14 protein-coding genes are annotated in these 13,143 nt (G+C 53.6%); 8 read left to right on the forward strand and 6 right to left on the reverse strand.

The window, feature by feature from the left end; genetic code table 11:
- Positions 1 to 24 precede the first annotated feature (24 nt).
- The 6 genes from dusC to mhbT all read right to left on the reverse strand — a co-directional run bounded on the left by dusC (position 25) and on the right by mhbT (position 6,016).
- Entirely contained in the window at positions 25 to 969 is a 945-nt protein-coding gene (gene dusC / locus E1B03_RS17615; RefSeq protein ID WP_133086671.1) for a tRNA dihydrouridine(16) synthase DusC, read from the reverse strand.
- 61 nt (positions 970 to 1,030) lie between these two features.
- Positions 1,031 to 2,224, reverse strand: coding sequence for a 3-hydroxybenzoate 6-monooxygenase (locus E1B03_RS17620; protein WP_133086672.1), 1,194 nt, complete (start codon positions 2,222 to 2,224; stop codon positions 1,031 to 1,033).
- 14 nt (positions 2,225 to 2,238) lie between these two features.
- A complete protein-coding gene (gene maiA / locus E1B03_RS17625; RefSeq protein ID WP_103770465.1) occupies positions 2,239 to 2,883 on the reverse strand; it encodes a maleylacetoacetate isomerase in 645 nt (214 codons plus the stop codon).
- A gap of 8 nt (positions 2,884 to 2,891) precedes the next feature.
- Entirely contained in the window at positions 2,892 to 3,593 is a 702-nt protein-coding gene (locus E1B03_RS17630) for a fumarylacetoacetate hydrolase family protein (protein ID WP_133086673.1), read from the reverse strand.
- A 15-nt stretch (positions 3,594 to 3,608) separates the two neighbouring features.
- Positions 3,609 to 4,646, reverse strand: coding sequence for a gentisate 1,2-dioxygenase (gene gtdA / locus E1B03_RS17635; RefSeq protein ID WP_103770463.1), 1,038 nt, complete (start codon positions 4,644 to 4,646; stop codon positions 3,609 to 3,611).
- Positions 4,647 to 4,657: 11 nt separating this feature from the next.
- A complete protein-coding gene (gene mhbT, locus E1B03_RS17640; protein ID WP_133086674.1) occupies positions 4,658 to 6,016 on the reverse strand; it encodes a 3-hydroxybenzoate transporter MhbT in 1,359 nt (452 codons plus the stop codon).
- 126 nt (positions 6,017 to 6,142) lie between these two features.
- Between mhbT and E1B03_RS17645 the strand changes: the two genes are divergently transcribed.
- The 8 genes from E1B03_RS17645 (at position 6,143) to preA (ending at position 13,142) form a co-directional block, all read left to right on the forward strand.
- Positions 6,143 to 7,051 carry a LysR substrate-binding domain-containing protein gene (locus E1B03_RS17645; RefSeq protein ID WP_103770461.1) on the forward strand — a complete coding sequence of 303 codons (909 nt, stop codon included), beginning with the start codon at positions 6,143 to 6,145 and terminating at the stop codon, positions 7,049 to 7,051.
- 131 nt (positions 7,052 to 7,182) lie between these two features.
- Entirely contained in the window at positions 7,183 to 7,587 is a 405-nt protein-coding gene (locus E1B03_RS17650; RefSeq protein WP_103770460.1) for a CidA/LrgA family protein, read from the forward strand.
- Positions 7,584 to 8,279 (forward strand): CidB/LrgB family autolysis modulator, encoded by a 696-nt coding sequence (locus E1B03_RS17655; protein ID WP_003027380.1) that lies wholly within the window; start codon positions 7,584 to 7,586, stop codon positions 8,277 to 8,279. Before E1B03_RS17650 ends, E1B03_RS17655 begins: the two co-directional genes overlap by 4 nt.
- Positions 8,280 to 8,427: 148 nt before the next feature.
- Positions 8,428 to 9,312 (forward strand): cytidine deaminase, encoded by an 885-nt coding sequence (gene cdd, locus E1B03_RS17660; protein ID WP_103770459.1) that lies wholly within the window; start codon positions 8,428 to 8,430, stop codon positions 9,310 to 9,312.
- Positions 9,313 to 9,476: 164 nt separating this feature from the next.
- Positions 9,477 to 10,196: an outer membrane permeability protein SanA gene (gene sanA / locus E1B03_RS17665; protein WP_003027383.1), complete on the forward strand. Its 720-nt coding sequence runs from the start codon at positions 9,477 to 9,479 to the stop codon at positions 10,194 to 10,196.
- A gap of 2 nt (positions 10,197 to 10,198) precedes the next feature.
- Complete coding sequence (locus tag E1B03_RS17670) at positions 10,199 to 10,438, forward strand: DUF2542 family protein (RefSeq protein ID WP_016153715.1); 240 nt, start codon at positions 10,199 to 10,201, stop codon at positions 10,436 to 10,438.
- A 233-nt stretch (positions 10,439 to 10,671) separates the two neighbouring features.
- Positions 10,672 to 11,913 (forward strand): NAD(P)-dependent oxidoreductase, encoded by a 1,242-nt coding sequence (locus E1B03_RS17675; RefSeq protein WP_133086675.1) that lies wholly within the window; start codon positions 10,672 to 10,674, stop codon positions 11,911 to 11,913.
- Positions 11,907 to 13,142, forward strand: coding sequence for an NAD-dependent dihydropyrimidine dehydrogenase subunit PreA (preA, locus tag E1B03_RS17680; RefSeq protein ID WP_133086676.1), 1,236 nt, complete (start codon positions 11,907 to 11,909; stop codon positions 13,140 to 13,142). Before E1B03_RS17675 ends, preA begins: the two co-directional genes overlap by 7 nt.
- The last annotated feature ends 1 nt before the right edge of the window (position 13,143 follow it).

Consider the following 13,143-nt stretch of genomic DNA (forward strand, 5'->3'; position numbering starts at 1 on the left):
TTATCCGGCCTACTGAAACTGAGTTCAGGCAGTAATTTCGATAGCCTGAATCGCACGTGCGATGTCCGGTGAGTTGTTTAACGCACGAATGTCCTGAAAAAGCGCAGTTGCCTCTGAATATTCTTTGCGCAAATACCCTAACCACTGCTTAATCCGCGCCACGTGATATAGCCCGGTGTCCCCTTGCTTTTCAAGGCGGGTATATTTTTGCAACAGCTTCACGACATCAGGCCATGGCATACGTGGCTCATTGTATTTCACCACACGGCTCAGGTTCGGGATATTTAACGCACCACGTCCAATCATCACCGAATCACATCCGCTGATGGCCATACAATCCTGGGCGCTTTGCCAGTCCCAGATTTCGCCATTCGCGATAACTGGAATAGTAAGCCGCTGGCGAATCTCACCTATCGCCTGCCAGTTGATATGTTCGGCCTTATAACCCTGCTCCTTGGTTCTTCCATGCACCGCCAGCTCGCTGGCACCAGCCTGCTGGACGGCATCAGCAATTTCAAACTGGCGGTCGCTGTTGTCCCAACCCAGGCGCACTTTCACCGTCACCGGGAGATGGTCCGGCACCGCTTCGCGCATGGCTTTTGCGCCGCGGTAGATAAGCTCAGGATCTTTCAATAACGTCGCGCCGCCGCCGCTGCCGTTCACCAGCCTGGACGGGCAACCACAGTTCAGGTCGACACCGTACGACCCCAGTTCTACCGCGCGAGCCGCGTTCTCCGCCAGCCACTGCGGATACTGCCCCAGTAGCTGTATGCGTACCCGCGTGCCGGATGTCGTCCGGCTGTTGTTATGCAGTTCCGGGCAGAGCCGATGAAATACTTTTGCCGGCAGGAGCTGATCCACCACGCGCACAAACTCGGTGATACACAGATCGTAATCATTCACTTCAGTCAGTAGCTCGCGCACCAGTGAGTCGAGCACGCCTTCCATCGGCGCCAGTAAAACACGCATATCGTCACCCGCAAAAAAAGAGGCGCTATGGTAGCGCCTCCGTTCGGCAGATTAAAGTGGCTCAGCGTGGCGACAGACAGTTATCTTCTTTCCAGCCGTACAGCCATTCCATACCGCGATAAAATTCCGCCTGTGATTTGTTTTTCCACAGTAGATTACGCACCTGCCGCTCGACGCCCGCAGCGTGGTAAACGCGGCCCATTTCGCGCGTCGACCACACAATCCGCGCAGTACGCGGAATGCGTACCGACTCATACAGGGCAAAGGCATCAGCCGCATCGCCATCACACTGCTGTAACGCCCTACCGAGCGTGACGGCATCTTCCAGCGCCATACAGGCTCCCTGCGCCATATATTGCGCCACCGGATGCGCGGCATCGCCCACCAGCGTAATACGGTCGGTGCCCCATTTTTCTACCGGTTCGCGATCGGCGGTGGACCAGCGCCGCCATGACGTGGGTTTATCCAGCATCTGGCGCGGACGCGCATGAATTCCGGCGAAATAGGAGAGGACTTCCTCTTTACTGCCATCCTTCACCCCCCACTCCTCCTGCTGACGACTGTGGAAGGTCACCACCAGATTGTACTGCTTGCCCCCGCGCAGCGGATAATGCACCAGGTGACAGTGCGGTCCGGCCCACAGCACCGGCGCGTTAATGCGCAAATCTTCCGGCATATCATCGCAATCAATCACAGCGCGATAAACCACGTGCCCGGTCACGCGTGGCGCATCGCCGATCAGAGACTGACGAACGACCGATTTCACACCGTCACAGCCCACCAAAATATCCGCCGTCCAGCTGTTGCCGTGCTCGTCAAATACCGTCACGTCATCTTCTGTCTGACGAATATCAACCACGTTCGTTGACGTGCGATACTCAACGTTGGGATGAACCAACGCTGCTTCCCAAACGCTGGCATGAATATCAACCCGATGGATAACCGCATAAGGACCGCCAAAGTGATCGCGGAACGCCTGCCCGGTTTCGATGCGTACCACCTCTTTCGCATTTACCGCATCCATCATGGTGATGTGGTCAGTAAAAACGGCACGCTGGCGAGCGATTTCCCCCACGCCAAGGCTGTCCAGAGCAGAGAACGCGTTCGGTCCGAGCTGAATACCAGCGCCAATTTCACCAATCTCGTGCGCTTTCTCCAGCAACATCACTTTAATGCCCTGACGGGCCAGCGATAGCGCGGTTGCCGCGCCGCCAATCCCACCACCCACGATAATTGCGCGAGTCACTTTAGCCATTGTCGTTCTCCTTATCAGGCTGGAATTTTGTCTTGTTGATTCTCGGGAGCGGCGGCGATAAACGCCGGAAGCTGAGTACAGGCATCATATACCGCCTTACAGCGCGGATATCCGCTCAGATCGCAGCCCATTCGTAACGCGTTCGCCCACTGCGGGATCAAACAGCAGTCCGCCAGCGTTGGCGCATCACCCACGCAGAACGTCCCCGAGTGACTCTGGCGCAGCATCTGTTCCACCGCGCTTAACCCTTGCTGGATCCAGTGCGCATACCAGCGTTTTTTATCTTCTTCACTGACCTTTAATTCTTCACTCAGATAGCGCAATACCCGCATGTTATTCACGGGGTGGATATCGCAGGCGATGGCATAGACAATTTCCAGCACCTTACTGCGCGTCGGGAAGTCAGCAGGCAGCAGCGGCGACTGCGGAAAGTGGCCATCCAGCCAGTCAGTTATCGCCAGCGACTGGCCGAGGGATTCTCCGTCGTCGGTAACCAGCGTAGGGACCAGCCCCACCGGGTTCATCCGCCGGTAGGCCAGCTCGTTTTGCTGACCTATGCGAATGTTGACGCCCACCGTCTGGTAATCGAGCCCCTTCAGCGCCAGCGCAATGCGCACGCGATATGATGCGGAGCTATTAAAGAAACTGTACAGCTTCATCATCCACCTCAGACAATCTTCACGGCGATGGGGGTTAAACCACCTACGTTTCCGGTGATCACATCCCCTTTCACCACCGCCCCCACGCCTTCCGGCGTACCGGTGTAGATCAAATCACCCGGCTGCAGTTCGAAAAAGCCGGACAGATAGCTAATGGTTTCATTAACGGACCAGATGAGATGGCGAATATCGCTACGCTGATGATCGTCGCCGTTGACCTGCAGCCAGATAGGCGCATTGTTAACATCCACGTTTTCGCTGGCTTTATGCAGCGGCGCGATGGGAGCAGAGAGATCAAACGCTTTGCCGATCTCCCACGGACGCCCCATCTGGCGCATCTCCATCTGCCTGTCGCGGCGGGTCATATCCAGACCGGTGGCATAGCCCCAGATATATTCGTGCGCTTTTTCCAGCGGTATGTCGCTGCCCTTTTTACCAATCGCCACCACCAGCTCTATCTCATAGTGATAGTTATCGGTCTGAGATGGGTACGGCAGTTCGAGGGTTTGACCGGCCGCCACCGGAACCACCGCGTCGGCAGGTTTACAGAAAAAGAACGGCGGTTCGCGATCCGGATCAAAGCCCATTTCACGGGCATGAGCAGCATAGTTACGGCCCACGCAGTACACGCGGCGCACGGGAAATTGTTCCTCACTGCCAACCACCGGAACGGTAACAGGCGCTTGTGGTTCGAATACGTATTGCGTCATTTTCTCTCTCCCAAATTAATAACGTGCTTCGCGGAACAACCCCAGCGCTTCCTGGACCGGTCTGTCCGAAAAACTAAATAAGACGGTATCTTCGCGGGTCTGGAACGACACGCCGTGCCAGGTTGGCACCACGAAGATATCTTTTGGTGAAAAATTGAAGGTTTCGTTGCCGATGGTGACCTGCCCGCTTCCTTCCACCACGTGGTAGATAGTGCTGTCGGTGGTTCGTGCCATCCGTGAGGTAAAGCCCTTCGGCAACAATTGCAGGAAAGTTCCCATTGAAGGCATGGGATAACCGCCGGTGACTGGGTTAACGTAGCGCATCTTGTAACCGTCCCACTCATCGGCGTCGCCCATGCGGGTAAGGTCATGCAGTGCTTCACGGCTGCGATCGTAGCGATAGTTGAAAATGGGCGATGAGTTACCCTTCTGATGGCGCAGCGGCAGCATATTGGCCGCGTAGCGCGGTAAGTAATCCCCTTCTTTGCGCGTGACCGGCTGCTGATCTTCCGGGTAGTCTTCCGCAAAGCCGCAGCCCAGCAAATTCACCAAAGGCAGATCCAGACCATCCAACCACACCACCGGTTCGCTGCCCGGATTGCCGTGATCGTGCCAGCGCCATTGCGGCGTCAGAATAAAATCACCTTCATGCATTTGGGTGCGCTCACCGTCCACGGCGGTAAATGCCCCTTTCCCTTCGACAATAAAGCGCAGCGCAGACTGATTATGGCGGTGACTCGGTGCAACCTCGCCCGGCATGATTAACTGCAATCCGGCGTACAGCGTTGGAGTGATTGAAGACTGCCCGCGCAGCATTGGGTTTTCCAGCACCAGCACGCGGCGAATCGCCTCTTTCGCGCCAATCAGATCGCCGCTTTCCAGCAGCAGTGGGCGGATCTCCTGATAGTTCCAGTACGCAGGCGCACAATTCGCGTTCGGCGTTTGCGGCACCAGGCGGTGCAGTGACTCCCACAGCGGGGTCAGATTCTGCCCGGAAATATGCTGGTAAAACTGCTGACGGCTGTTCTTAACATCCTGATTCAGTTCAGACATAGGGATTCTCCTTATTCATTCACAACACTTGCACGTGGCAGAGTATTTGAGGCAGAAACCGACTGGCGGATAACAACCGTCAGCAGGGCTAACATCACCGCGCTGATGGCCGCCGGAACGGCAATAATGAAAAACAGGTTATCGAATGAGAAATTCATCGCCATCATCACGCCGCCGGATAGCGAGCCGACAATCGCGCCGCAGCGGCCAATCGCATTAGACCAGCTAACGCCCGTGGCCCGACTCTGCGTCGGATAAAGGGTGGCGGTTAAGGCATTAAGACCCACCTGAGAACCGCTGATGCCGATACCGGTGCCAAAAATGGCCAACGCCATCAGCCACAGGCCATTTTCGCTCAGGCCAATCATGACGATACACACCGCACCGAGCGCATAGCTCACGGCCAGCACGCGGAAAGGATTGTATTTATCCATCAGCAAGCCCAGCGCCAGCGCGCCAAGCGTACCGCCAATCTGGAAGGCGGCGGTCACCCACGAGGCATGCTGCAGGTCTATTCCGCGATGGTTTAACAGCGTTGGCATCCAACTGGAGAGCAGATAAATAATCAGCAGGCTCATAAAGAACACCACCCATAACATCAGGGTAATGGGCAGTTGTCGCCCGACGAACAGCTGGCGAATGCTGCCTTTAGCAATCGCGGCACCCTCGTTGAGATAAAATTGGGTATTGTCATAACGTTCCCTGGTGATGGCGCTAACGGTTCTGGCAATCACGTTTTGCGGCAACTGACGACGAACCTGCCAGCGCGGGGACTCCGGTAGCGCAAACAGCAGAGCCACAAACAGCATCAGCGGTAGAACGCCTCCGAGCACCAGGATGCCGTGCCAGCCAATGACCGGCACCAGCTGTGCGCTGACAATCCCGCCCATAGCCGATCCGAGCGTAAAGCCGCAGAACATCATGGTGACCAATGCGCCACGTCGACGGGCTGGCAGGTATTCTGACGTCATGGTGATGGTGTTTGGCATCGCGCCGCCCAGACCTAACCCGGTAAGGAAGCGCAAAATAACCAACGTTTGCAGATCGGGTGAAAAAGCCGATAAAAGGCTCAGTGCGCCGAACAGCGCCACGCAGAGTTCTATCACCCGTTTGCGGCCAAAACGATCGGACAGCGGGCCGCAGAGCAGTGCGCCAGCGGTCAGACCCAGCAAGCCTGCGCCAAACAGCGGAGCCAGCTCCCCGGCAGTCAGTTGCCAGTGAGTGCGAATGTCGGGAGCGATAAAACCAATAGCTGCGGTATCAAATCCGTCGAGCATGACGACCAGAAAACAGCAAATGATAACGCGCCACTGGGTCTTACCGACGGGGGCGGAATCGATCAGTGCTTGTAGATCACGTTGTTGAGTCATAGTGAATGCCTCAGTGCAGGTAGAGTAGATGTCTGTTTTGTTTTAGGTATGTTGCGACTTTGTATGTTTGGAGATGAAATGTACAATGGCTTTTCATGCAGAGGCATAACCTGGAGGTTATAGCAAATGGCTAACTGGGCGCAGAAACTGAAGTTGCAGCACCTGCAAACGCTTATCGCGCTGGGCGAACAGGGGAATTTGACTCACGTCGCCCGGATGATGAATATCACCCAGCCAGCGTTGTCAAAATGGTTATCACAGCTCGAAGATGAGATTGGCATCACGCTCTTTGAACGTCATAGCAAAGGCTTGCGTCCTTCCGAGGGCGGCAAACTGCTACTGCAGCATGCCCAACGCCTGATCAATGATATGGAACGTTCGCAGTATGAAATCGCCCGTTTTAAGCAAGGCGGCCTGGTAGGGAGCCTGAAGATTGGCTGCTCGCCGGTGGCGACCGACTGCGTTTCACAGGCGATACTGGGTTTACTCACAGAACTGCCGACCCTGCATCTTAATATTGAAGAGAAGGTGATGACCCCGCTGCTGCACGATCTGCTCGCAGGTTCGGTGGACGTTGTCGTTGGTCGCGTCGGCGGCCGGGCGCTGCAGTTGCCGCTCAATTATCAGGTGCTGTATACCGAGCCGGTCTGCTTCGTCGCCCGACCCGATCATCCATTGGCAAAATATCCCCTGCTCACCTGGCACGATCTGGCCAACTGGCGCTGGATTGTCTGGCCGACGGGAACCCCCATCCGGATAAGCATTGACAACGCGCTGGTGGATAACGGCGTCATGCTGCCGGAAAACACCATTGAATCGGCGTCGATCAACGTTAGCACCAACCTGCTGCAAAGTAGCGATATGATCTCTATTCTTTCTCTACGCCTGGCGCAGCGTTATGCCGCCCAGGGACAGTTGGCTATCCTGAATCTGCCGAAGATTGAACAAAAAGGCAGCGTAGGCGTATTCTGGCGCAACAATGAAACACCGACTACCGCCCTGAATCGTTTTCTGTATTACCTGGCACAGGTTTAGTGTGGATAGTTAGGGCCATCGCCCGATGTTCCAGCTATCTATTTCCTCTATGCTTAGAATTCATGATGTGATCGGTAGCACGTTTTGAAGTTTAATTGTATGATGAATGAGTCTCGTCAAGGGTTTCAACTATGAGCAAAGCACTGAACATTATCTGGCAATATTTGCGCGCATTCGTCCTGATTTATGCCTGCCTCTATGCAGGTATTTTTCTTGCGTCGCTACTTCCTATCACCATTCCGGGCAGCATTATCGGCATGCTGATTCTGTTTGTCCTACTGGCTTTGCAGGTGTTACCGGCAAAATGGGTTAACCCCGGCTGCTACGTGCTGATTCGTTATATGGCCCTGCTGTTTGTCCCAATTGGCGTGGGGATCATGCAGTACTTTGATCTGCTCCGCGCGCAGTTTGGTCCGGTGGTGGTGTCCTGCACCATCAGTACGCTGGTCGTTTTTCTGGTGGTGAGCTGGAGCTCGCACATCGTGCACGGTGAGCGCAAAATCGTTGGGCAAAAAGAGGCTAAAGCAAAAGAATGATGTCGTATATCTGGTGGTCGTTGCCTCTTACGCTGGCGGTATTTTTTGGCGCTCGTAAGCTGGCAGCACGATTTAAAATGCCGCTATTGAACCCGCTGCTGGTCGCCATGGTGGTTATTATTCCTATTCTGCTGCTGACCGGTATTCCCTACGATCACTATTTCAAAGGCAGCGAAGTGCTGAACGATTTGCTGCAACCTGCCGTGGTCGCGCTGGCCTATCCGTTATACGAACAGCTGCACCAGATTCGCGCCCGCTGGAAATCAATTATTGCTATCTGTTTTGCAGGCAGCGTTGTGGCGATGGTTACGGGCACAACAATTGCCTTGTTGATGGGCGCATCGCCGCAAATTGCCGCGTCTATCATGCCGAAATCCGTTACTACGCCTATCGCTATGGCGGTGGGGGGCAGCATTGGGGGCATTCCGGCTATCAGCGCTGTTTGCGTCATTTTTGTCGGTATCCTCGGGGCGGTGTTTGGCCATACGTTGCTTAATGCGATGCGTATTCGCACCAAGGCCGCACGTGGGCTGGCAATGGGCACCGCTTCACACGCCCTGGGAACCGCTCGCTGTGCGGAGCTGGACTATCAGGAAGGTGCGTTTAGCTCTCTGGCGCTGGTCATTTGCGGGATTATCACTTCGTTGGTTGCCCCATTTCTGTTCCCGATTATTCTGGCGGTGGTCGGTTAACCGTCTCTTTTTGGCGATTTATTTGCGATGCGTTGCACATTTTTCATTTAAGTTTCATAAGTTGCATACACAATGAGATTTGGATCACATATAAAGCCGTAACAGGCCCGTAAACTACGATTCCATTACATTGTTATGAGGCATCGCCATGCATCCACGTTTTCAAACTGCTTTTGCCCAACTCGCGGATAACTTGCAATCAGCCCTGGCCCCTGTTCTGGCGGATGTGCATTTCCCCGCCATGCTGACCGCTGAGCAGGTCTCTTTGCTGAAACGCGAATCGGGACTGGACGAAGACGCGCTGGCATTCGCTCTGCTGCCGCTGGCTGCGGCCTGCGCGCGTACTCCGCTTTCCAATTTCAACGTGGGGGCAATTTCTCGCGGCATCAGCGGCAGCTGGTACTTCGGTGGCAACATGGAGTTCCTGGGCGCGACCATGCAGCAAACCGTTCATGCCGAGCAAAGCGCCATCAGCCACGCCTGGCTGCGCGGTGAAAAAGGACTCGCCGCCATCACCGTCAACTACACGCCATGCGGCCACTGTCGCCAGTTTATGAACGAACTAAACAGCGGGCTGGACTTACGTATTCATCTGCCGGGACGTGCGCCACACGCGCTGCGCGATTATCTGCCTGACGCCTTCGGACCGAAGGATCTGGAGATCAAAACGCTGCTGATGGACGATCAGGATCACGGCTTTGCACTGCAAGGCGATGCGTTGACCCAGGCGGCAATCACCGCCGCCAACAGATGTCATATGCCGTACAGCAAATCCCCAAGCGGCGTTGCGCTGGAATGCAAAGATGGTCGAATTTTTAGCGGTAGCTACGCTGAGAATGCCGCCTTCAACCCGACCCTGCCGCCGCTGCAAGGCGCGTTAAACCTGTTGAATTTGAACGGTTATGACTACCCGGATATCCAACGCGCGGTGCTGGCTGAAAAAGCCGATGCGCCGTTGATTCAGTGGGATGCGACCTCTGCCACCCTGAAAGCGCTGGGCTGCAATAATATTGAGCGCGTTCTGCTGGGTTAATCGTCTCAATAACGCCAGTTCGTAGGCCGGATGAGGTGTTTACACCGCTATCCGGCAATACGCAGAAATGCCTAAAATCCCCTCAATCAGATTGCTGTTTCTTGCGCTACGTCTTCCGGTACAGTAGCCTGATTGAAATTCCATCCAAATAACGAGTTTTCTGCATGTTAAAGCGCGTTTTTTACAGCCTGTTAGTCCTGCTAGGCTTGCTGCTTTTGACTGTGCTTGGACTCGACCGGTGGATGAGCTGGAAGACGGCTCCCTACATCTACGACGAACTGCAGGATTTACCCTACCGCCAGGTGGGTGTGGTTCTGGGCACAGCAAAGTATTACCGCACCGGCGTCATCAATCAGTATTACCGCTACCGCATTCAGGGCGCATTGAACGCCTATAACAGCGGGAAGGTAAACTATCTGCTGTTAAGCGGCGACAACGCACAGCAAAGCTACAACGAACCCATGACGATGCGTAAGGATCTGATTGCCGCAGGCGTCGATCCCGCTGACATCGTGCTTGATTACGCTGGGTTCCGGACGCTCGACTCTATCGTGCGTACTCGCAAGGTATTCGATACCAACGATTTCATCATTATTACCCAGCGATTCCACTGTGAGCGTGCCTTGTTTATTGCGCTGCATATGGGCATCCAGGCCCAGTGCTACGCCGTACCTTCGCCAAAAGATATGCTCACCGTGCGGGTACGTGAATTTGGCGCCCGTTTTGGCGCACTCGCCGATCTCTACATTTTTAAACGTGAACCCCGCTTTTTAGGCCCACTGGTGCCCATCCCTACCATGCATCAGGTACCGGACGACGCACAGGGATATCCAGCGGTTACGCCTGAACAACTGCTCGAATTACAAAAGAAACAAGGAAAATAAGCATGGATGTACAAACCCTTTTCGTCGTATTGGCCTTTCTGCTCATTCCCGTGTTCTGTTTTCGCGAAGCCTGGAAAGGCTGGCGCTCCGGGGCCGTAGATAAAATTAAGAAGAACGCACGCGAACCGGTTTATGCTTATCGCAATCAAGAACCTCTGCAATTTTGGTCTTATGTATTAGTTTATGCCGGATGCGGATGTTTATCCTTCGGTATGGTTATTTACTTAGTTTTTTATCGATAATGATATTGCCTTTGTATTAGCAATTGAGAATAGATAATCTTTTGATAATAGTTACCATTTCAATATAAGGGATTAATGCTGCCTGCCAGCATTTCCCTCAAACTATCTTCTATTTGTGAATCCTTTCACAGAATACTCTTCCTGCAGTGCTTAGCCTTAAGAATAGCCTTTCACATTTTATATTTTGTTATTAACGGTTTGCCTTAATTAACTCAAGCATTAAGGAAGAAAATATGCCACAACAAAATTATCTGGATGAGGTCACGCCTGCTTTTACTCCATTATTAGCAATAAAAGAGGCTTCCCGCTGTTTATTATGTCACGATGCCCCCTGTAGTCAGGATTGCCCGGCGCAAACCGACCCGGGGAAATTTATTCGTTCTATTTATTTCCGCAATTTTAAAGGCGCTGCCGAAACTATCCGCGAAAATAATGCGCTCGGTGCGGTGTGTGCCCGGGTTTGCCCGACCGAAAAATTATGCCAGCGCGGGTGTACGCGTTCAGGTATTGATAAACCTATCGATATTGCACGCCTGCAGCGCTTTATTACCGATTTTGAACAGCAGACCGCAATGAAAATCTATCAGCCCGCAACAAAAACGCTGGGCAAGGTCGCCGTCATCGGCGCGGGTCCGGCAGGGTTACAGGCTAGCGTAACGCTGAGTAATCTTGGCTATGACGTAACAATCTTCGAAAAACAGGCCCAGCCAGGCGGCTGGTTGCGCTATGGCATTCCAGAGTTTCGTCTACCTCATTCGGTTTTGGATCATGAAATTGCCCGTATCGTTGAAATGGGCGTAACTATCAACTGCAATTGTGAAGTCGGCAATACCCTTTCCGTTGAGCAACTTAAAACAGAATATCGCGCCGTACTGGTTACCGTGGGCATGTCTTACGGTTCAACGCTACCTCTGTTCGAGAAGGCGAATCACGTAGAAATCGCCGTCGATTTTCTGCAACGGACCCGGCAAGCCAGCGGCGGTATTACCGTCGCGCAAAGCGCATTAATCATCGGCGGCGGCGACGTGGCGATGGATGTCGCCAGTACATTGAAGCTGCTGGGCTGTCCGTCAGTCACCTGTGTCGCACGTGAAGAACTGGCCGACTTCCCGGCCAGCGACAAGGAATTCACCAGCGCTCAGGCATTAGGGGTATCGATTATTGACGGTTTCACGCCCGTGGCGGTTAATGGAAATCGAGTCACCTTTAAGCACGTACGCCTGCCAGGCGAACTCACGTTAGAAGCCGAACATATTATTCTCGCCGTCGGCCAACATGCTCAGCTTGATAATTTCGCCGCGTTAAAGCCACAGCGCAATCTTATTGATACGCAAAACTACCAAACCGCCGATCCGGTCCTGTTTGCTGCGGGCGATATTGTTGAAGGCGATAAAACAGTGGTTTACGCCGTGAAAACCGGTAAAGAGGCTGCTCAGGCTATTCATCACTATTTAGAGGGAGCTTGCTCATGTTAACGAAAGATCTTTCTATTACCTTTTGCGGCGTCAAATTTCCCAACCCGTTCTGCCTCTCCTCCTCCCCGGTGGGCAACTGCTATGAAATGTGCGCCAAAGCCTATGATAGCGGTTGGGGCGGTATTGTTTTTAAAACGATCGGTTTCTTTATTGCAAATGAGGTCTCCCCACGCTTTGACCATCTCACCAAAGAAGATACCGGCTTTATTGGCTTCAAAAACATGGAGCAAATTGCCGAGCATCCGCTGGAGGAGAATCTGGCCGCAATTCGGCGACTGAAACAGGACTACCCGGACAAGGTCCTGATTGCGTCGATCATGGGAGAAAATGAGCAGCAATGGCAAGAGCTGGCCCGCCTGGTTGAAGAAGCGGGCGCAGACATGATCGAGTGTAATTTCTCGTGCCCGCAAATGACCTCACATGCCATGGGCAGTGATGTGGGGCAAAGTCCTGAGCTGGTCGAAAAGTATTGTCGGGCGGTCAAACGCGGCTCGTCCCTGCCAATGCTGGCTAAAATGACGCCAAATATTGGTGATATGTGTGAGGTAGCGCTAGCGGCAAAACACGGAGGTGCCGACGGTATCGCCACCATCAATACGGTTAAATCCATCACCAATATCGACCTGAACAGGAAAATCGGGATGCCGGTCGTCAACGGTAAATCCAGCATTTCTGGCTACTCCGGCAAGGCCGTTAAACCTATCGCCCTGCGTTTTATCCAACAACTGCGCATGCACCCGGAACTGCGCGATTTTCCAATTAGCGGCATCGGGGGAATAGAGACCTGGGAAGATGCTGCCGAGTTTTTACTCTTAGGCGCGGCTACGCTGCAGGTGACTACCGGGATCATGCAGTATGGTTATCGAATTGTGGAGGACATGACCAGCGGGCTGTCACATTACCTCGCCGATCAAGGGTTTGACTCACTGGAGGAGATGGTAGGTCTGGCCAATGCCAATATCATCCCCGCCGAGGAGCTTGATCGTAGCTACATCGTCTATCCGAACATCCATCTTGATAAATGCGTTGGCTGTGGTCGTTGCTATATCTCCTGTTATGACGGTGGGCATCAGGCGATGGAATGGAATGAGCAAACCCGCACGCCGCACTGCAACACGGAAAAGTGTGTAGGATGTTTATTGTGTGGCCACGTTTGCCCGGTAGCCTGTATTGATTTAGGTGAAGTGAAGTTTAAACCCGGTGAGAAAGAACATGCGCTAACGTTGTAAT

It is taken from the genome of Citrobacter arsenatis (assembly GCF_004353845.1).
Classification (GTDB): Bacteria; Pseudomonadota; Gammaproteobacteria; order Enterobacterales; family Enterobacteriaceae; genus Citrobacter; species Citrobacter arsenatis.

Bases quoted from the DNA above. Each gene is read 5' to 3' on its own strand.
- dusC (WP_133086671.1), bottom strand. From the start codon at position 969: ATGCGTGTTTTACTGGCGCCGATGGAAGGCGTGCTCGACTCACTGGTG.
- E1B03_RS17620 (WP_133086672.1), bottom strand. From the start codon at position 2,224: ATGGCTAAAGTGACTCGCGCAATTATCGTGGGTGGTGGGATTGGCGGC.
- maiA (WP_103770465.1), bottom strand. From the start codon at position 2,883: ATGAAGCTGTACAGTTTCTTTAATAGCTCCGCATCATATCGCGTGCGC.
- E1B03_RS17630 (WP_133086673.1), bottom strand. From the start codon at position 3,593: ATGACGCAATACGTATTCGAACCACAAGCGCCTGTTACCGTTCCGGTG.
- gtdA (WP_103770463.1), bottom strand. From the start codon at position 4,646: ATGTCTGAACTGAATCAGGATGTTAAGAACAGCCGTCAGCAGTTTTAC.
- mhbT (WP_133086674.1), bottom strand. From the start codon at position 6,016: ATGACTCAACAACGTGATCTACAAGCACTGATCGATTCCGCCCCCGTC.
- E1B03_RS17645 (WP_103770461.1), top strand. From the start codon at position 6,143: ATGGCTAACTGGGCGCAGAAACTGAAGTTGCAGCACCTGCAAACGCTT.
- E1B03_RS17650 (WP_103770460.1), top strand. From the start codon at position 7,183: ATGAGCAAAGCACTGAACATTATCTGGCAATATTTGCGCGCATTCGTC.
- E1B03_RS17655 (WP_003027380.1), top strand. From the start codon at position 7,584: ATGATGTCGTATATCTGGTGGTCGTTGCCTCTTACGCTGGCGGTATTT.
- cdd (WP_103770459.1), top strand. From the start codon at position 8,428: ATGCATCCACGTTTTCAAACTGCTTTTGCCCAACTCGCGGATAACTTG.
- sanA (WP_003027383.1), top strand. From the start codon at position 9,477: ATGTTAAAGCGCGTTTTTTACAGCCTGTTAGTCCTGCTAGGCTTGCTG.
- E1B03_RS17670 (WP_016153715.1), top strand. From the start codon at position 10,199: ATGGATGTACAAACCCTTTTCGTCGTATTGGCCTTTCTGCTCATTCCC.
- E1B03_RS17675 (WP_133086675.1), top strand. From the start codon at position 10,672: ATGCCACAACAAAATTATCTGGATGAGGTCACGCCTGCTTTTACTCCA.
- preA (WP_133086676.1), top strand. From the start codon at position 11,907: ATGTTAACGAAAGATCTTTCTATTACCTTTTGCGGCGTCAAATTTCCC.